The organism is Cupriavidus sp. H18C2, from assembly GCF_049393795.1.
GTDB classification, from domain to species: domain Bacteria; phylum Pseudomonadota; class Gammaproteobacteria; order Burkholderiales; family Burkholderiaceae; genus Cupriavidus; species Cupriavidus pauculus_C.
On sequence record NZ_CP186011.1, the window covers coordinates 1,372,903 to 1,391,861 of the forward strand.

Consider the following 18,959-nt stretch of genomic DNA (forward strand, 5'->3'; position numbering starts at 1 on the left):
GGCAACTGGCCGTGGCGCGGCATCGCTGAGAAAGCCCGTTCGATTGGCTTGGCGCGGCGTCGTGGCACCGGCTCTGAATGTCTGCTTTGTCTTGGGTATCGGCAGCCTGGCCCGCGATTCACCCCTACGCGAGGAGGGGATGTGCGGCATACCGCGTCAGTGTTTTCCCGAAGGCAGCCGGTTGCATCAACAAGATGGCGATAGCCGAACCATTAAATTGCATTTGTTTTGCATCTTTTCTAGAATCGATTCCGTCACACCGGCGTGCCGCTCCCGGCGCGCCGCCTGCCACGTTCTTGTGCGCCCGTTGGCGCTCTCACCATGTCCGTCCTGCTGCAGATCTCCCCGCCCTCGCGCCAATCGGCCTATCGCGGCCTGCCCGTCCTGGCGCTCGGTTTCCGTCCGTTCTACCTGCTGGCCGCGCTGTTTGGCGCGCTGTCCATTGCCGCGTGGGTGGCGATGTATGCGGGCCTGTGGATACCGGCGGCCTCGCCGTGGCTGGGCGGCATGCTCTGGCACGCCCACGAGATGGTCTTCGGCTTCTCCGCCGCGGTCGTGGTGGGCTTTCTGTTCACGGCGGGCAAGAACTGGACGGGGCTGCAGACGCCGCAGGGCGCGTGGCTGGGCGCGCTAGCCGGCGTCTGGCTGCTGGCCCGCGTGCTGATGTGGACCGGGCCGGCCTGGGCCGCCATCGCGGCCGACGTGGCATTCCTGCCGCTCTGCAGCCTGAGCTTCTACGCGATCCTGCGGCGCGCAAAGAGCCAGCGCAACTACGGGCTGGCCATCGCGCTGGGCCTGATGGGCGCGCTGAACATCGGCTTTCACGCCGCCGCCCTGGCCGGGCGGCTGGACTGGTCGCTCTACACGTCAGAAGCGGCGACGGGGCTGGTGACGGTCTTCGTCACCGTGATCGGCGGCCGGGTCATTCCAATGTTCACGGCCAACGCAGTGCCGGGCGTACACATTCGCCGCTGGGCAACCGTGGAGCGCGGCGTCATTCCGCTGACGCTGCTGGCTACCCTGGCGGCGGCTTCCCCGGCGCCGGGCTGGCTGGTGGCGGTGCTGGCGCTCGGCGCGGCTGTCGCACAGGGCGTGCGGCTGTACGGCTGGGATTCGATGCGCACGCTGCGCAAGCCTATCGTCGCCATCCTGCACGTGGCCTACGCATTCCTGCCGGTCGGCTTCCTGCTGATCGCGGCGGCGGCAGCCGGCTGGATCGACCGCTCCACCGCGCTGCACGCGCTGACCGTGGGGGTAATCGGCTGCGCCATCATCGCGATGATCACGCGCACGGCGCTGGGCCACACCGGACGGCCGCTTCAAACGGGCACCATGGAGCACCTGGCCTACCTGCTGATGATCCTGGCCGCCGTCATCCGCGTGGCCGGCCCGCTCGCACTGCCGGCGCTCAAGCTGCAGGCCGTCACGCTGGCCGGGGCCTGCTGGGCGGCGTCGCTGATCCTCTACGCCATCAAGTACGCGCCGTTCCTGACCCGCCCGCGCCTGGACGGCAAGGAAGGCTGACCGCTGTCTCCCCGACGCAACCCGAGGTTGCGTCTCCACGCCCTTGTGATACGATGACCTACAACCGTCGCGCGACTTCGTCCGCGACGGTTTTCCACATCGACACCCCAGGCAGTTCAGAACAATCGGGAGACATCATGCGTAAATTCACCGCGGCCATCGGCGCCGCCCTCGTGCTTGGCATCGCCGCCGCGCCTGCGCTGGCCCAATCGAACGACACCCAGGCCGTCACGTCCGCCGCCGAGAAGCTGCGCGTGGCGATGGTCGATCCGGACCAGGCGACGCTGTCGCAACTGGTGGCCGAATCGCTGAGCTACGGCCATTCGGGCGGCCGCATCGACACCAAGTCGAGCTTTATCGGCGACCTGCTCGACAAGAAGTCGGACTTCGTCAGCATCAACATCACGGACCAGACCGTGAACGTGTCGGGCGACGTGGCCGTGATCCGCCACACGCTGGCCGGCGAGACGCTGGACAGCGGCAAGTCCGGCACCGTGCAGCTGAAGGTATTGCAGGTCTGGCAAAAGCAGGGTGGCCACTGGAAGCTGATCGCCCGGCAGGCCGTCAAGGCCGCCTGATACGGACGGGCCCTGCCTGTCTGAAAGACCAGACATTGATAGGATGTCTGACGTCTTGAGCCAATAAAAAAGGGGCGCTGCCGGGTGAAGGCAGCGCCCCTTTGTCTTGGGCACGTCAGTCGAAGATATCGTACAGCCAGGACTTCTTGCGCTTGTCGTAGTGCTTGTCGTAGCCCCGGTCGTGCCCCCGGTCATAGCCATGACGGTCGCGCCGGCCGCGGTCGTCGGACTGGTACGGGCGCTGTTCACGCTGCCCCGCCGGCTGGGGCGCCGCTTCGACCTGCGTGGAGCGCTCCAGGATCTTGTCGAGCTCCCCGCGGTCCAGCCAGACGCCGCGGCACTGCGGGCAGTAGTCGATTTCCACGCCCTGCCGCTCGGCCATCACGAGCGTTGCGTCGGGACAAGTCGGACACTTCATTTCAGACTCCTTCCAAACGGTTGCGCCATCGGGCGCGATGGGACGATTCTATCGGCGGCGGCCCGCCGGCCCCCTTGCATGACACGATTGTCATGCGGGCGTCATCGCGGCCCCGCACCCGGCCGGTCGCGGCGCCATTCGGGTACCATGTGGGCTTGCCGTCTCGCTGCCCCCAAGGACCATCCATCGCGTGACTGAACTCTCGCCCCCATCCACCGACGTACTGGCGTCCCTGCGCGCGGCCACCGCCGAACGGCACGCCACGCTTGACCGTTCGATGCCGCTGTCCCATGCCGCGCCGTCGCTGGCCGACTACCGCGATCACCTGTTGATCCTGCGCGCTTGGCTGGCACCGCTGGAGCGCTGGCTGGCCAGCTTTGGCGACGGGCCGCAGGACCCGGCCCTGCTGGCGCCGATCACCCGGATGCCCGAACTCAACGCGGATCTTTCGCACCCGGCCACGCCGGCCGGCGGCACGCCAGTGCGCGACTTCGACGTGACCCCACTGCGCCGCGAACCGGCCTTCCGCTGGGGCGTCTGCTACGTGATCGAAGGCTCGCAACTGGGCGGCGCGGTGCTGTACCGGCAACTGGCCGGGCGGCTGGCGCCGCATCCGCTGCACTATCTGGGCGCCGGACAGTCGCCAGGCCCGCGCTGGAAGCAGTTCCTGCACGCGTTGCACGCCAGCGTGCGCGAGCCGGCGGATATCGCGCTGGCCTGCGCCGGCGCCCAAGCGGCGTTCGATGCCCTGCTGGACCGCGTCCCCGCTTTCGCGCCTGCCGCGCCGGGCACACTTTGAACGGGCTCAGCGTCATGCAAGGTGCCGACCAGATGCTCTCGGAGGACACGCCGCTCGATACGGCGCTGCTGTTCGACACCCTGCCCGAGTCCTACCTGATCCTGAACGGCCGGCGCGAAGTGGTGGGCGCCAACACGCGCTACCTGACGCAGGCCGGACGGACCCGTGACGACGTCGTGGGCAAGTCGGTCTTCGACATCAACCCCACGCTGTCCGAGCCGCAGATGCTGGCGCGCCGCGAGTGGCTGATGGCCACGCTGGACACCCTGGCGCTCGGCGAATCGCGGCTGTCCCCGCCCATCCGCTACGACGGCTATCCGGCCGGCGACGGCACCGACGAGCGCTACTGGCAGGCCAAGGCCACCCGCGTGGCGGGCGACAACGCGCCGGGCGCGGTGTTCGTGCTGCTGGTGACGGACGTGACCGATCAGATGCTGCGCACCGAGCAGACGCGGCGTGAGCACGCCAAGCTGCGCTCGCAGGCGCGGCTGCGCCAGGTGCTGGTGGAAGAGGCCAATGCGGCGCTGCAGACGCACCGCAAGCAGCTAGAGGAATTGCTGGCATTTGCCCGCGTCGGCGCGTGGGAACTGGACGTCGCCACCGGCTACATGAACTGCACCGACCAGTGCAAGGCCAACATGGGCCTGCAGCCGGACGACAGCATCGACGAGGCGCGCGTCTTTGGCGAACTGATGTACCCGGCGGACCGCCGCGACGTACGCGCCGCCATGGACCGCGCCATCGCCACCCGCTCGCACTTCGAGGTCGAATACCGCGTGGTCTGGCAGGACGGCACCATGCGCTGGCTGATGTCGCGCGGCGCCGCGCGCTACCTGGCCGACGGCTCGGCGCAGTCGCTGATCGGCTTCACGATCGACATCACGGCCCGCAAGGCGTCGGAACTGCACTACCAGGCCGTGGCCGAGGAAGAACAGCGCGCACGCGAGATCAGCGAGCGCGGCGCGCGGGCCATGGACCATTTCGTCGCGGCCGTGAGCCACGAACTGCGCTCGCCGCTGCACGCCATCCTCTGGTGGACCACGCTGCTGGAGCGCGGCACCGACCCCGCGCACGTCAAGCGCGCCGGCGAGGTCATCGAACGCAACACGCGCCAGCTAGCCCGCATGGTCGACGACCTGCTCGACAGCGGTGCCATCGCCACGGGCAAGCTGTCCGTGGAACTGCGTCCGCTGGACGTGGCGTCGCTGGCGGCCACGGTGGCCGAGGACCTGCGCATGGACGCCGAATCGCGTCATGTCACGCTGATCGTGCAGGCGGCCGCGCCGTGCCAGGTGATGGGCGACGAGAACCGGCTCAAGCAGGTGGTGCTGAACCTGCTGACCAACGCGCTGAAGTTTGCCGAGCGCGGCACGGTGGAGCTATCAGTGGCGGAGGAAGGCGATCACGCCGTGCTGTCGGTGCGCGACACCGGCGTGGGCATCTCGCCGGAAGCGCTGGAGCGGATCTTCGAGCGGTTCGAGCAGGCGCATCTGGAGCGCGCCAACCGCGTGCCGGGGCTGGGACTGGGTCTCTGGATGGTGAAGAACCTGGTGCTGATGCACAACGGCAGCGTCAGCGCGCACAGCGACGGGCTGGGCAAGGGCGCCACCTTCCGCGTGCAACTGCCGCTGGTGCGGGGCGTCTGACGGCCCGCGGTACGTCTTGGCGCGTATAGGGTCTCAGCGGGTGTAGGGCGGCGGCTCGTTCAGCACCGCCCAGAACACGCCCAGGTCGTTGATGGCGGCCATGAAATCGTCGAACTCCACGGGCTTCACCACGTAGGCGTTGACGCCCAGGTCGTAGCTCTTCAGCAGGTCGCGCTCCTCGCGCGACGACGTCAGCATCACCACGGGCACGCGGCGCAGCCGCTCATCGGCGCGCACTTCGCGCAGCACCTCGTGGCCATCCACCTTCGGCAGCTTCTTGTCCAGCAGGATCACCGCCGGGTTTTCTTCCTGGCGGTCGGCATAGGCGCCTTCGCGGCGCAGGAAGTCCAGCGCCTCGGCGCCATCGCGCACGGACACCACCGGATTGGCCAGGCGGCTCTTCTGCAGCGCGATCAGGGTCAGCTCGATATCGTCAGGATTGTCTTCCACCAGCAGGATCGGCCTCAGTGCGCTCATTTTCAGTATTCCTCGTATCTTTCAACACCGGGCGGTAGGGCTGGCCCGACGACATGGCAGCCAGCCGGGCCGCGGCCTCGGCGGCGGTCTCGTTCACGCCCGCCGTGCCCTCGGGCACGAACTCGCGCGGCAGCGAGAACCAGATCGTCGCGCCCTTGTCGATTTCGCCTTCGGCCCAGGTGGTGCCGCCGTGGCGCTCGATGATGCGCCGCACGCTGGCCAGCCCGATGCCGGTGCCCGGAAACTCCTCGACGCGGTGCAGACGCTGGAACACGCCGAACAGCTTGTCGACGTAGCGCATGTCGAAACCCACGCCGTTGTCGCGGACGTAGAACACGTCCTGGCCAGCCAGTTCGCCCTCGCCGGGCTTGGTGCCAACCTCGACCACGGCAGGCGGGCCGTCTGCGTCCACGCCACGCGTACTGCTGAATTTTATCGCGTTGGCGATCAGGTTGCGCAAAACCACGTCCATCAGCACCGGATCGGCCGTCACGTCGCCCAGCGCGCCGACGCGGCATTCCAGCCGCCGCTCGCCAATATCCTTCGATTCCTCGGCCAGCAGCCGCTCCGCCAGCGCGTGCAGGTTCAGGCGCTGCGGGCGCAGCGCCGCGCGGCCCATCTGCGAGAACGCCAGCAGGTCGTCCACCAGCTTGCCGCCGAAACGGGCCTGCGCGATGATGCGGTCGACAAAGTGGCGGCCGCGCTCCGAGAGCCGGCTATGGTCCATCTCGCGGAGCAGGTCGGCAAACCCGACGATATGGCGCAGCGGCGCGCGCAGGTCGTGCGACACGGTGTACGAGAAGCCCTCCAGCTCGCGGTTGGCGCGGCCCAGTTCCAGCGCCAGCTGCGCCAGTTCCTCGGCGCGGCGCAGCACGATACCGAGCAGCGCGCCACGGAATTCGGCGGCGATCTCCAGGTCCGCGGCGCGCCATGGCTCGGACCGCCCACGTACCGTCTGCGTCCAGACCTCGAAGCTCTCGCGCGGCGACAGCGACGTGGACAGCCCCGACAGCTTGGCGCGCGGATCGCCGGCCCAGCGCACCGTCTGCACCACCTCGGCACGGAACCAGATCACGTAGTTGCGGAACAACCGCGACAGCGACACCACGAGCATCCCCGCCGCGCCGTCGCCCACGCCTGACGCGGCGGCCTCGGGCCAGTCCACGGCAAGCTGGTCGGTCGCATACACGTCCTCGCTGCGCGTATCGAGCCACGCCAGCAGCTTCTGGATGACGTCGTTGCCCGGCGCGTCGCCAATCCGCACCACGCGACCCTCGAACACGGCCACGGCCCCGGTGGCGCCCACCAGCGCCAGCAGGTCCTCGGCATCGCCCGAGATGGCCTCGATGAAATCGTCGGTGTTGGTCATCGACGCCAGCAGCCGCGACTGCCGCTGGCGCAACAGCAGCCGGTAGCTGGCTTCGGCATGGTCTTCCTTGGCTTCCACCTGCAGCGACAGCACCTGGGCGATGTGCTCGCACGCGGTGCGCACCTCGAACGACGGCACGCGCGCCGTGGCGTGGTGGCACGAGATCAGGCCCCAGAGCCGGCCGCGCACCACGATCGACATCGACATCGACGACCACGTACCCATGTTCTTCATGTACCGCACGTGCACCGGCGAGATGCTGCGCAGCGAGGCAAAGGTCAGGTCGGTGGGCTGGCCGGTGGCCGGGTGCAGCGCAGGCACCAGCGGCGAGGGCTCGTAGTCGGCGTCGGCAATCAGCCGGATGCGGTTGCGCACGTAGAGCGCGCGGGCCTGCTGCGGGATGTCCGACGCGGGAAAGCGCTGGCCCAGGTAGCTGGCGTAGCCAGGCTCCATCGACTCGGCCAGCACGTGGCCATGGCCTTCCTCGTCGAAGGCGTACACCATCGTGCGGCCGTAGCCGGTGATCCGGTGCACTTCCTCGGCCGCCAGCCGGGCCAGCCCCTCCACGCCGTCCACCGTCTGCAGGCTGTTGATGAAGGTGCGCACGAGCGGGTAGATCGACGCGAATACGTCCTCGGTGCCGCGCGCCGGTTCCAGTTCGACGAATCGCACGCCCTGCCAGGTGTGCACGATGATGGCCAGCGGCGATGCCCCGCTGCTGCCGCCGCGCGGGTCCGCGATGGACCCGGCATAGAGCGGGATGCCGTCGGCCCGCAGCGCGTCCAGCGCCTGGAGCGCCAGCCGCGCGCCGTCGCCGATCAGCGCGTCCAGCGGCTGGCCCAGCACCTCGTCGACGGCCTCCGGGGCCTTGCCCGCGAGCAGCGCTGTATTGCGGCTGGCCTGCACCACGGTGCCGGCCGCGTCCACGCTGACCAGGAAGCCGTGGGGCTGGATGCCGCCGGGAATGTGGATCGGTTCCCGGGCGCAATCCTTGGCCAGGATCGCCGCCGCGGACGTGGAATCTTGAGTCATGCTGGCTCCGCCAAACGCTTGGAGCCGATTGTGGCACACGGCACCGCGCGGCGGCCGGTCTTTGCGGAATTCACCGCACATTACGGGGCCGGCCGGTAAAAGCTGCAATCGTCGCCAGTTGCCGCGCGGGCCACCCCGTTGACCGCGCAACCCGCGCCGGCTTAGGGGTCTACCCGAAGCCCGGCTGCTGCCGCGTTGACAATCCCGTAGTCGTCGCCTACAACTCCGTACACAAACAAAAACGATTTTGTAGACAATTTTGTCGTCAAGACGAAATCGAAAGATGGCCGGCGCCCCGACGCCCGGCCACCAACGGAGACAAGAGATGCCAGTGACAGCTTCGCCCGCGGTCGATACCATCGGCACGCACGCCCCCGAAAGCAACGCCGTGATCAAGCCAGGCTACGACGACCGGCTGACCAATGAGGACCTGGCCCCGCTGCGCAAGCAGACCTGGGGCACGTACAACATTTTCGCGTTCTGGATGTCCGACGTGCACAGCGTGGGCGGCTACATCACGGCCGGCAGCCTGTTCGCGCTGGGCCTGTCGAGCTGGCAGGTGCTGCTGGCGCTGCTGGTGGGCATCCTGATCGTGCAGTTCTTCTGCAACCTCGTGGCCAAGCCCAGCCAGGTCACCGGCACGCCGTATCCGGTAATCTGCCGCGCGTCGTTCGGCGTGCTGGGCGCCAACATCCCCGCCATCATCCGGGGCCTGATCGCCGTGGCGTGGTACGGCATCCAGACCTACCTGGCGTCCAGCGCGTTCCTGGTGCTGGCGCTGCACTTCTTCCCGTCGCTGGCGCCCTATGCCGACCTGAAGCAGCACGGCTTTGCGGGGCTGTCCACGCTCGGCTGGGCCGCGTTCATGACGCTCTGGGTGCTTCAGGCGCTGGTGTTCTGGACCGGCATGGAGACCATCCGCAAGTTCATCGACTGGGCCGGCCCGGCCGTCTACGTGGTGATAATCGCGCTGGCCATCTGGCTCATCAACAAGGCCGGCATCGAGAACGTCAACTTCACGCTGAGCTTCCTGAAATACCAGGGCTGGGACGCCGTGCCCGTGATGCTGAGCGCCATCGCGCTGGTGGTGTCGTACTTCTCGGGCCCGATGCTGAACTTCGGCGATTTCTCGCGCTACGCCCGCGACTTCCGCTCGGTGAAACGCGGCAACTTCTGGGGCCTGCCGGTGAACTTCCTCGGGTTCTCGCTGCTGGTGGTGGTGACCACCTCGGCCACGCTGCCCGTGTTCGGCAAGCTGATCACGGACCCGGTGGAAACGGTCAGCCATATCGACAGCACGTTTGCCATGCTGCTGGGCGCGTTCACGTTCATGACGGCCACCATCGGCATCAACATCGTGGCCAACTTCGTCTCGCCCGCGTTCGACTTCTCCAACGTCGCGCCCAAGTACATCAGCTGGCGCACGGGCGGCATGATCGCGGCCGTGGCGTCGATCTTCATCACGCCGTGGAACCTGTACAACCACCCGACGATGATCCACTACACGCTGGACGTGCTGGGCGCCTTCATCGGCCCGCTGTTCGGCATCCTGATCTCGGACTTCTTCCTCGTGCGCGGCCAGCGCGTGGTGGTGGACGACCTCTACACAATGCGCCGCAACGGTGCCTACTGGTACCGCAAGGGCTACAACCCGGCCGCCGTGGCGACGATGATCCCGTCGGCCATCGTGCCGGTGCTCTGCGTGGTCATTCCGTCGTGGCAGTGGCTGGCCAACTACAGCTGGTTCATCGGCATGGGGATTGCATTGGTGCTGTACCGCGCGCTGGCCCCCCGGCTGATGCCCGGCCATCTGGCGGACGCCCGCCAGGCCTGACCCCTTCCTCCCCTGCTCTCTCCGACCATGAAACTGAAGATCATCAACCCGAACACCACGCAGAGCATGACCGAGAAGATTGGCCAGTGCGCCCGCGCCGTGGCCCAGGCCGATACGCGCATCATCGCGGTCAGCCCGCGCATGGGGCCGGCGTCGATCGAAAGCCACTACGACGAGGCGCTCAGCGTGCCGGGCATCCTGGACGAGGTCCTGCTGGGCGAGCGCGAGGGCGTGGACGGCTACGTGATCGCCTGCTTTGGCGACCCCGGCCTCTACGCGGCACGCGAGCTGGCGCGGGGCCCGGTGATCGGCATCGCCGAGGCCGCCATGCACGCGGCGAGCTTCATCGGCACCAGCTTCAGCGTGGTCACCACGCTGTCGCGCACGTGCAATATCGCCTGGCACCTGGCCGAGCGCTACGGCATGGAACGCTTCTGCCGCAACGTGCGCGCCAGCGACCTGCCCGTGCTGGACCTGGAAAAACCGGGCTCCGACGCGCGCCGCATCATCACCGACGCCTGCCGCCAGGCGCTGGCCGAAGACCGCAGCGACTGCATCGTGCTGGGCTGCGCGGGCATGACCGACCTCTGCGAGGAGATCGCCGACGCCATCGGCGCCCCGGTCATCGACGGCGTGACCTGCGCGGTCAAGATGGCCGAAGCGCTGGTCTCCGTCCGCCTGTCCACCAGCAAGCGCGGCGACTGGGCCCGGCCGCTGCCCAAGGCATACGCGGGGATGCTGAGCCAGTATGCGTTGAATGGGTGAGGGCTGTTCGAGCTGTTCTAGCTCCCCTCTCCCGCCTGCGGGAGAGGGGAGCAAGCCAACCCCAAAACCAAGCCCTGCACCATTTTTGTGTACGATATGCACAACTTTTGTCACCACCCGCCGCCCTCGCGGCGGGATATCGTTCCCGAAATGGTCACCCGACGCAAGAAAGCCGCGGACGCCGAACTGCCTGTGCCGCAGGTCAGTGGCGACGCCGTGGCCGCCGACGCTTCCGAATCCTCCGTCAACGAAGGCATCTACCAGGATCTGCTGAACGCGATCATGGAGCACCGGCTGCTGGCCGGCACCAAGCTCGTGGAGGAACGGCTGTGCGAGGTGACCGGCGCCAGCCGCGCGCGGATCCGGCAGGTGTTTGCCCGGCTGGCGCACGAGAAGCTGGTGACGCTGGTGCCCAACCGGGGCGCGTTCATTTCCAGCCCCAGCATCGAGGAAGCGCGCCAGGTGTTCCAGGCGCGCCGGCTGGTGGAACCCGAACTGGCCGGCGTGCTGGCCACCACGGCCACGGCCGCGCAGATTCGCGGCCTGCGCCGCCATATCCGCCAGGAGGACGATGCCCGCGCGCGCGGCGACCGCGCCGCTGTGATCCGGCTGTCCGGCGAATTCCACATCGTGCTGGCCGAAATGGCCGGCAACGCGATCCTGGAAAAGCTGATCCGCGAGATGGTGTCGCTGACCTGCCTGATCATCACGCTCTACGACCGTCCGGGCGCTCCGGCCTGCCCCGAGCACGAACACCGCATGCTCGTGGACGCCATCGAGCAGCGCAACACCGCGCAGGCCCAGGCGACGATGGCCGAGCACCTGGCCCATATCGAAGGCTCGCTGGACCTGACCGTGCGCGAAACCGGCGCGCCCGATTTCTACAGCATCTTCAGCAAGGGCTGAGGCACGCATCCCCCGGCGGGGCCGCCGCGAGACGAAGGACCGAATCGTCGCGCGCAGTCAGACTCGGCACAGACACTGAATATGTCACGCCATGACCGGCTTTGACTTCGGCCCCGCGTTGCCTAGAATCAGGACGCCCGCTGCATCGCAGGAGTCTTCATGCAAGCCGTGCTCGCTCACATTCTGCGCAGGAAGCTGTCGTACGCGCAGTTACCGCTGTTCGAGCGCATGCGCGACGAACGCCTGCCCCCGCAGATTCGGCTCGATTTCATGCGCGGCTTTGCGTTCTTCGTCATGGCGTTTGGCGACCTGAACCGTTACCTGCTGCGCCGCGCGCCGCACGGCGATGCGCACCAGGCCAAGGTCAACGCCCACACCTACGAGGACGACCATCACTGGCCCTGGTACCTGGAAGACTTCCGCAAGCTTGGCTGGGACACCACCACGACCACCACCGACGCGCTGCGCACACTCTGGAGCGACGACTCCCACCGCTGCCGCGTGCTGATGTACGAGCTGTGCGCCATCGTGGCGCAGGCCCGCGATGGCGCCGAGCGGCTGGCGGTGATCGAGGCCATCGAGGAAACCGGCAACGTGCTGTTCTCGCTGACCACGCCGCTGGCCGAGGCCCTGCACCCGAAGCTGGGCGTCGAGCTGCGCTACCTGGGCCCGTTCCACTTTGCGCTGGAATCGGGCCACGCCCAACACGCCGATCACCGCGCCTTTGCCGCCATCGTGCTCGACGACGCCCGGCGCCAGCACTGCATCGCCCTGGTCGACCGCGTCTTCGACGCCTTCACGGCCTGGACGGATGAAGCGGCCGGCTGGATCGACCGCGCCGCCGCCTAGCGCTTCCGCCACACGGGGCGCCAGCCCCGCCCGCCGCGTGCCGCCCCCGCAACCCCGCCGCCGCCCAGGCCGGCGGGGTTTTCCCGCACTGTCCCGTCAAGCAAAGTAGTTGTCCCGGAAAGTCAAACTGCGCGCCCCCGTTGACCAAATACTTCGTGTCGACGGGCAGCCGGCCGCGCTGGCGTGCCTACCCATCCAGTCACCACGCCATACACGATGTTCCTGTCCCCCGATACCACCGTGCTGATCGTGCCCGGCCTGCGCGATCACGTTGCCGAGCACTGGCAGACGCTGCTCCAGAACGACCTGCTGGCCGCGCGCAAGAAGGTGGCCGCCGTGCCGCCGCTCGATCACGACAAGCTCAGCTGTGCCGCGCGCATGGTCGCGCTCGACAAGGCGCTGCTGGCCATCGACGGCCCCGTGCTGCTGGCCTGCCACAGCGCCGGCGTGATGATCGCCGCGCACTGGGCGCGCCACCTGTACCACCGCGTGCCGCAGGGCAAGGTGATCGGCGCGTTGCTGGCCACGCCGGCCGACCTGGAAACCCCGCTGCCGGCCGGCTATCCGGACCGCACCTCGCTGGAATTCGGCGGCTGGCTGCCGATCCCGCGCGAGCCGCTGCCGTTCCCGACGATCGTGGCCGCCAGCCGCAACGACCCGCTGGCCAGCTACGAGCGCGCGGCCGGCATGGCGTGCGACTGGGGCAGCGAACTGGTCGACCTGGGCAAGGTCGGCCACCTGAATCCGGCCGCGGGCTTCGGCCCGTGGCCCGGCGCGACAGAGCTGCTGGCGCGGCTGCAACGCCGCCGTTGAGCGCCAGCCGGCACGCGCCTTACCGCAGTACCGATTCCGACGGGAAGTACCGCTGCAACACGCAAACACGACAACAGAAGAGAGGAGACAGTTTCATGAAGCTCAAGGGCATGGTCATTGCCGCATCGCTGGCCGGCGCGGGCAGCGCTTTCGCGCAGTCCAACGTCACGCTGTACGGCGTGGCGGACATCAACATCGAATACGCCAACCACGTGGGCAACATCCCGACGGCGGCCAACGGGTTCAATCCCGGTCCGTCCAACAAGGTCTACCGCATGGATTCGGGCGGCCTGGCCGGGTCGCGCTGGGGCCTGCGCGGCACCGAGGACCTGGGTGGCGGCGTGAAGAGCGTGTTCGTGCTGGAAAGCGGCTTCAGCCTGGACAACGGCACGCTGCAGCAGAGCGGGCGACTGTTCGGCCGCCAGGCGTTCATCGGCGTCACCAAGGCCGGCATCGGGCAACTGAGCCTGGGCCGCCAGTACACGTCGATGTTCGAGGCCCTGGCCAATTTCTCGCCAACCGCCTACGCCACGCAGTACGAGCCGGTGGTGCTCCAGTCGGGCGCCAACTTCCGCGAGGACAACACGGTCAAGTACACGGGCCAGTTCGGCCCCGTCACCGCGCTGGCGCACTGGTCGTTCGGCACCGGCCTGGCGCTGCCGGCATCGGTGGGCATTCCCACGCCGATCGGCGGCAACGGCGAGGTGCCGGGCGCGTTCCGCCGCGACACCGCCTACGGTGCCGCCGTGGCCTACGCCAGCGGTCCGCTGGGCCTGACCGTCGGCTACGACCAGTGGAACCCGACCATCGGCACCAGCAGCGGCACCATGCGCAAGGCCGTGGTGGGCGCCAGCTACACGTTCAGCAACGTTGCCAAGATCATGGGCGGCTACCGCTGGGGCCAGAACAAGAACGCGGCCGGCGCGGTGATCCAGCGCGACGACTACTACTGGATCGGCGCCAACTACCAGGTCACGCCGGCCGTGGGCCTGACGCTGGCCTACCACTACGACGACATGAAGAACCTGTTCGGCACCAACGCCCCGAACCCGTGGCAGGTGGCGTTCGTGGCGAACTACACGTTCTCCAAGCGCACGGACGTCTACCTGTCCACGGCCTATGCGAAGAACGCCGGGCTGATGCTGGAATCGCTGGGCACCGTCTACGCCAACAGCCTGTCGCTGGGCAACAGCTACGCGCTGGCCAACGGCCAGAGCAATATGCTGGGCGTGGCGCTCGGCATCCGCCACAAGTTCTGACCGCGCAGCGAACCGGCGCCGTCCGGGCGGGGTGGCCGCATACCCGTCCGGCCGGGCGGCGCCGGGGCTTCGTTGGCCACGCAGGCACCCGCCCGCGTGGCCCTTTTTCGTTTCGTCGTCCGTCAGCCTGCCGCGTCCGCGCCGTCGGCGTGCTGGGCGCGCCATTTCGACACGCTGCAGCCAAACTGCACGCCAAACCAGCGCGAGAACGCGCTCAGCGACGAGAACCCCAGCAGCGTCGCCACCTCCGACAACGGCCGCGCCCGGTTCTCGATGTAGCGCGTGGCCAGCCCCGCACGCGCATCGTTGACGATGGCCGAGTACGTGGTGCCCTCCTGCTCCAGCCAGCGGTGCACGGTGCGGCGGTCCACGCCAAGCTGCTGCGCCACGCGATCCACCGAACACATGCCGCTGGGCAGCAGCGCGTGCACCAGCTTGCGCACCTTGTCGGCCATGCTGGTGTTCGACTGCGCCAGCAGTGTGCCAAGGTAGCGCTTCACCTGCTGCGCCATCACCGGGTCATACGACGGCAGCGGCGCCTCCAGGTCGCGCACCACGCAGACGATGCCATCGAAATCCTGGTTGTAGAGCGCCGGCATGCCGAACACGCGCTGGCAGGCCGCCTGGCTTTCTGGCGGCGCATGCGTGAAGCAGATGCTGCGCGGCCGCCACGCCGGGCCCAGGAACAGCGTGAGCATGCGATACATCACCCCCGCCGCCAGCTCGGTGGCCTGGCGCAGCCGGCCCGGCACGTCGCCCAGCAGTTGCAGCCGGATCAGCACCAGCCCGTCGGCTTCTTCCACCCGCATCGCCAGCGCCTCGTTCTGCAGGCTCATGTGCCGCACCATCGATTCCAGCGCGCGCCGCAGCGTGGGCTCCTCGCGCACCACGAACGCCAGCGGGCCCAGGTTCGAGAACTGCCGCAGCTCGGCCATGCGCAGCCCGAAATCATCGACCTGCGCCGCGCTGGCCGACGCCTCCAGCAGCCGCCCCACGTGCGCGGCCGGAATGCGGATATCGGGGTCCAGCAGCGCGTTGCGGCTGATGCGTGCCGCGCGCAGCATCTGGTGCGGATCGAGCCCCACGGCCCGCGCCACATCCACGTAGTTGGTAAGGCTGGCACTGCGCAGAAAGTAGGACATCGTGTTTTCCCTGACTGTCCCGAAATGTAAATCGAGCGTCCCGGAGCGTCAAATTGCCGCCCTGTGTTGGCCGATACTTCAGGCACTGGATACGCACCGACCAAACAAGGAGACGACATGCAATTCCTCGACGATTCCCTGCACCCCGAGAACATGGACAAGGTGGTCATCACCGTGGCCCCGTACGGCCCCGAGTGGATGCCCGAGGACTTCCCGGAAGACATCCCCGTGACGATGGAAGAGCAGGTGCAGAAGGCCGTGGACTGCTACCAGGCCGGCGCCACCGTGCTGCACCTGCACGTGCGCGAGCTGGACGGCAAGGGGTCCAAGCGCCTGTCCAAGTTCAACGAGCTGATTGCCGGCGTGCGCGAGGCCGTGCCCGACATGATCATCCAGGTGGGCGGCTCCATCTCGTTCGCGCCCGAGGACGAGGGCCAGGCCGCCGTGTGGCTGTCGGACGACACGCGCCACATGCTGGCCGACCTGACGCCCGCGCCGGACCAGGTGACCGTGGCCATCAACACCACGCAGATGAACATCATGGAGCTGCTGTACCCCGAATACCTGGCGGGCACGTCGCTGTCCAACCCGGCGTTCATCGAGGCGTACCGCGAGATGACCGTGCCGGCCGGCCCGGGCTGGGTGGAGGAACACCTGCGCCGCCTGTCGGCCGCGGGCATCCAGCCGCATTTCCAGCTCACCGGCATCCACGCGCTTGAAACGCTGGAGCGCATGGTGCGCGCCGGCGCCTACATGGGCCCGCTGAACCTGACGTGGATCGGCATCGGCGGCGGCTTTGACGGCCCCAACCCGTTCAACTTCTTCAACTTCATCCATCGCGCGCCGGACGGCTGCACGCTGACCGCCGAGTCGCTGCTCAAGAACGTGCTGCCGTTCAACATGATGGCGATGGCCATGGGCCTGCACCCGCGCTGCGGCATCGAGGACACGATCATCGACCAGCACGGCCGGCGCATGACGTCCGTGCAGCAGATCCAGCAGTGCGTGCGCGTGGCGCATGAACTGGGCCGCGAGATTGCCACCGGCAAGGAAGCGCGCGAGATCTACCGCATCGGCACGTGGTACGACAGTGTGGACGAGACGCTGGCCGCGCACGGCATGCTGCCGAACCGCCAGGCCGGGCAGAAGAACCTGCCGCTGCGCCGCGCCGCCTGACGCGGGCCACTGCACGCACCATCGCCATGACGCAGTCCGTCCCGCCCCGCCCGGCCAATCCCTGCATCAACATCTGCCGCATGGACGCGGCACGCCGTTACTGCCAGGGATGCGGCCGCACCTCGACCGAGATCGGCCTCTGGGACGGCATGACCGATGCCCAGCGCGCCTTCGTGCTGGCCGCGCTGCCGGCCCGGCGCGGCCGCTGGGCCGGGCCGTCCGGCAAGCCCTGACGGCCCGGAACGCCCCGGACGCCCGCGCCGGGGCCGCTTTCACCGGACCTGCCGATTTCACGCCACGACACTACCCTCTACCGCCGCACGTGGGCAGGTCCGGACCTTTACACCCTACAAGACCTATATTGGAGACACAGATGCCCAACCACCCTGCCCGATTCCTCCTGCGCCGCGCCACGCTGGCGGCGCTGCTGACCCTGGCGATGCCTGCCGCGATGGCATGGACCACCAAGCCCGTGCGCGTGCTGGTGCCCGCCCCGGCCGGCGGCACCATGGACGTCATGGCGCGCCTGCTGGCCGAGCAGCTTTCCGCCGACCTGGGCCAGCCCGTGGTCGTCGACAACAAGCCCGGCGGGGGCGGGGCCATCGCCATCAACACCATGCTGGCCGCGCCGGCCGACGGCCATACCGTGATGGTCACCGCCACCAACGTGCTGACCGAGGTGCCGCAAGTCCAGAAAACGCCGTACGACACGATGAAGGACATCCGGCCGCTGGCGGCCGTTGGCCGCTCGCGCATGGTGCTGGTGGGCACACCCAGCCTGCCGGCCAAGGACCTCAAGAGCCTGATCGCCTACGCCAAGGCCAATCCCGGCAAGCTCAGCTTCGCGTCGTACAGCGCCGGCACGGCATCGCACTACGCCGGCGCGATCCTGAACCAGGAGGCCGGCATGGACCTGCAGCACGTGCCGTTCCCCGGTTCGGGCCCGGCGCTCACGCAGGTCATGGGCGGTCAGATCCCGCTGATGTATGACGGCATGGTCACGTCGCTGCCAATGATCCGCGCGGGCAAGCTCCAGCCGTACGCGGTGGCGTCGAAGACCCGCTCGCCGCTGCTGCCGCAGGTGCCGACCTTCGCCGAGCAGGGCTACCCCGACATCGACTTCAGCAACTGGGTGGGCGTGATCGCGTCGGCACAGGTGCCGGCCGACGTGGCGCAGAAGATCCAGGGCGCGGTCTACAAGGCGGCGGCCAATCCCAAGGTCCGCCAGCGGCTGGAGGCGCTGGGCTACGAGCCGATGCCGGCCCAGTCGCTGCAGGACCTGAACCAGTCGCTGCACGCCGAGTTTGACCGCAACGCCGGCATCGTCAAGACCTTCCACATCAAGCCGTAACGGCGCCGCCGGGGCCATTACCCCAGTTCGCCACGCCGCGCTACGCGTCCGTCACAGCGGCAGCAGCGCGCGGCGGGCGGCGGCCAGCACCTCGTTGCCCAGCCCCTCCAGCAGTGCCGACGCCGCGCGCGCATGCTGCCAGTGCAGCGCCACGTCCAGCGGCGTCTCCGGCACCAGTTCCACCAGCGTGCCGCGCTTCAGGTGCGGCGCGATCATCAGCTGGGGATGCATGCCCCACCCCATGCCGGCCAGCGCCGCCGTCACGAACGCGTGCGACGACGGCAGCATATGCCGCGGCAGCGCCACCGTCCGGTGGCATAGCCGGCTGGCCCAGCGCGCCTGCAATTCGTCCTTGCCGTTGAAGACCAGGCTCGGGGCGCTGGCCAGGCTGCCGGCGCCCACCCCATCCGGGAAATAGCGCGCCATGAACGCCGGACTGGCCGCCGCCACGTAGCGCATCGCCCCGAGCGGCCGGCTGTTGCAGCCCGCCGCCGGCCGCGCCGTGGCGGTCACGGCGGCCAGCACCGCGCCGCTGCGCAGCCACTCGGTCGTATGGTCCTGGTCGTCGACCGACACATCCATCAGCACCGCGTGCCGCGCCGCGAACGTGGCCAGCGGATCGGCCAGCCACGTCGCCAGGCTGTCGGCATTGACCGCCACGGGCAGCGGCACGCGCGACGTGCCGTCGGGCGCCAGCGCGGGCAGCGCATCGTGCAATTCCTGTTCGAGCAGCCGCACATGGTCCACGTGCTGGCACAGCCGGCGCCCGGTCTCCGTGGCGCGGCATGGTGTGTCGCGGATCACCAGCGCGCAGCCCACGCGCTCCTCCAGCATGCGGATGCGCTGCGAAATTGCCGAAGGGGTCACGTGCAGCGCCCGGGCGGCGCGCTCGAAGCTGCCCTCGCGCACCACGGCGGCCAGCGCGGACAGCGCGGCGTAGTCGAGCATGATTTAGCCTGGCTAATGTGGATGAAGATGGTTTAGTTTGTCTTCACGGCGCCATGATGGCAAGCTGCGCGCC

At 68.5% G+C, this 18,959-nt stretch carries 18 protein-coding genes; 13 read left to right on the forward strand and 5 right to left on the reverse strand.

What is annotated here, in order from left to right:
• Positions 1–321 precede the first annotated feature (321 nt).
• Positions 322–1,524, forward strand: a complete 1,203-nt coding sequence (locus EPAKOI_RS22720; protein ID WP_423193765.1) for an NnrS family protein — start codon at positions 322–324, stop codon at positions 1,522–1,524.
• Between the two features lie 137 nt (positions 1,525–1,661).
• A complete protein-coding gene (locus tag EPAKOI_RS22725; protein WP_423193766.1) occupies positions 1,662–2,102 on the forward strand; it encodes a nuclear transport factor 2 family protein in 441 nt (146 codons plus the stop codon).
• A gap of 115 nt (positions 2,103–2,217) precedes the next feature.
• Here EPAKOI_RS22725 and EPAKOI_RS22730 read toward each other — a convergent pair whose 3' ends face one another.
• Positions 2,218–2,520: a zf-TFIIB domain-containing protein gene (locus EPAKOI_RS22730; RefSeq protein ID WP_423193767.1), complete on the reverse strand. Its 303-nt coding sequence runs from the start codon at positions 2,518–2,520 to the stop codon at positions 2,218–2,220.
• Between the two features lie 190 nt (positions 2,521–2,710).
• On the opposite strand from EPAKOI_RS22730, the gene EPAKOI_RS22735 reads away from it, so the two are divergent.
• Together EPAKOI_RS22735 and EPAKOI_RS22740 are read left to right on the forward strand one after the other, a co-directional pair.
• A complete protein-coding gene (locus tag EPAKOI_RS22735) occupies positions 2,711–3,319 on the forward strand; it encodes a biliverdin-producing heme oxygenase (RefSeq protein WP_423193768.1) in 609 nt (202 codons plus the stop codon).
• 14 nt (positions 3,320–3,333) lie between these two features.
• Positions 3,334–4,965 (forward strand): PAS domain-containing sensor histidine kinase, encoded by a 1,632-nt coding sequence (locus tag EPAKOI_RS22740; protein ID WP_423193769.1) that lies wholly within the window; start codon positions 3,334–3,336, stop codon positions 4,963–4,965.
• Between the two features lie 33 nt (positions 4,966–4,998).
• Here the strand turns inward: EPAKOI_RS22740 and EPAKOI_RS22745 are convergent, their stop codons facing one another.
• Together EPAKOI_RS22745 and EPAKOI_RS22750 are read right to left on the reverse strand one after the other, a co-directional pair.
• On the reverse strand, positions 4,999–5,442 hold the full coding sequence (locus EPAKOI_RS22745; protein ID WP_124686075.1) for a response regulator: 444 nt from the start codon (positions 5,440–5,442) through the stop codon (positions 4,999–5,001).
• Positions 5,399–7,843 carry an ATP-binding protein gene (locus tag EPAKOI_RS22750; protein WP_423193770.1) on the reverse strand — a complete coding sequence of 815 codons (2,445 nt, stop codon included), beginning with the start codon at positions 7,841–7,843 and terminating at the stop codon, positions 5,399–5,401. Before EPAKOI_RS22750 ends, EPAKOI_RS22745 begins: the two co-directional genes overlap by 44 nt.
• 325 nt (positions 7,844–8,168) lie before the next feature.
• Between EPAKOI_RS22750 and EPAKOI_RS22755 the strand changes: the two genes are divergently transcribed.
• From EPAKOI_RS22755 to EPAKOI_RS22780, 6 genes are all read left to right on the forward strand, one after another.
• Complete coding sequence (locus EPAKOI_RS22755) at positions 8,169–9,677, forward strand: NCS1 family nucleobase:cation symporter-1 (protein WP_423193771.1); 1,509 nt, start codon at positions 8,169–8,171, stop codon at positions 9,675–9,677.
• A 27-nt stretch (positions 9,678–9,704) separates the two neighbouring features.
• Positions 9,705–10,442, forward strand: coding sequence for an aspartate/glutamate racemase family protein (locus tag EPAKOI_RS22760; RefSeq protein ID WP_423193772.1), 738 nt, complete (start codon positions 9,705–9,707; stop codon positions 10,440–10,442).
• Positions 10,443–10,592: 150 nt separating this feature from the next.
• A complete protein-coding gene (locus EPAKOI_RS22765) occupies positions 10,593–11,348 on the forward strand; it encodes a GntR family transcriptional regulator (RefSeq protein ID WP_423193773.1) in 756 nt (251 codons plus the stop codon).
• Between the two features lie 159 nt (positions 11,349–11,507).
• A complete protein-coding gene (locus tag EPAKOI_RS22770; protein WP_423193774.1) occupies positions 11,508–12,197 on the forward strand; it encodes a hypothetical protein in 690 nt (229 codons plus the stop codon).
• A 216-nt stretch (positions 12,198–12,413) separates the two neighbouring features.
• Positions 12,414–13,010 carry an RBBP9/YdeN family alpha/beta hydrolase gene (locus EPAKOI_RS22775; RefSeq protein WP_423194563.1) on the forward strand — a complete coding sequence of 199 codons (597 nt, stop codon included), beginning with the start codon at positions 12,414–12,416 and terminating at the stop codon, positions 13,008–13,010.
• 95 nt (positions 13,011–13,105) lie between these two features.
• Positions 13,106–14,269 (forward strand): porin, encoded by a 1,164-nt coding sequence (locus EPAKOI_RS22780; RefSeq protein ID WP_124686070.1) that lies wholly within the window; start codon positions 13,106–13,108, stop codon positions 14,267–14,269.
• A gap of 122 nt (positions 14,270–14,391) precedes the next feature.
• On the opposite strand, the gene EPAKOI_RS22785 is transcribed toward EPAKOI_RS22780, so the two are convergent.
• Positions 14,392–15,411 carry an AraC family transcriptional regulator gene (locus EPAKOI_RS22785; protein WP_423193775.1) on the reverse strand — a complete coding sequence of 340 codons (1,020 nt, stop codon included), beginning with the start codon at positions 15,409–15,411 and terminating at the stop codon, positions 14,392–14,394.
• A 117-nt stretch (positions 15,412–15,528) separates the two neighbouring features.
• On the opposite strand from EPAKOI_RS22785, the gene EPAKOI_RS22790 reads away from it, so the two are divergent.
• From EPAKOI_RS22790 to EPAKOI_RS22800, 3 genes are all read left to right on the forward strand, one after another.
• Entirely contained in the window at positions 15,529–16,587 is a 1,059-nt protein-coding gene (locus EPAKOI_RS22790) for a 3-keto-5-aminohexanoate cleavage protein (RefSeq protein ID WP_124686068.1), read from the forward strand.
• Positions 16,588–16,613: 26 nt separating this feature from the next.
• Complete coding sequence (locus tag EPAKOI_RS22795) at positions 16,614–16,820, forward strand: DUF1289 domain-containing protein (protein ID WP_313838726.1); 207 nt, start codon at positions 16,614–16,616, stop codon at positions 16,818–16,820.
• Positions 16,821–16,960: 140 nt separating this feature from the next.
• Positions 16,961–17,938 carry a tripartite tricarboxylate transporter substrate binding protein gene (locus EPAKOI_RS22800; RefSeq protein WP_423193776.1) on the forward strand — a complete coding sequence of 326 codons (978 nt, stop codon included), beginning with the start codon at positions 16,961–16,963 and terminating at the stop codon, positions 17,936–17,938.
• A gap of 51 nt (positions 17,939–17,989) precedes the next feature.
• Here the strand turns inward: EPAKOI_RS22800 and EPAKOI_RS22805 are convergent, their stop codons facing one another.
• Positions 17,990–18,886 carry a LysR family transcriptional regulator ArgP gene (locus EPAKOI_RS22805; RefSeq protein ID WP_423193777.1) on the reverse strand — a complete coding sequence of 299 codons (897 nt, stop codon included), beginning with the start codon at positions 18,884–18,886 and terminating at the stop codon, positions 17,990–17,992.
• Positions 18,887–18,959 lie beyond the last annotated feature (73 nt).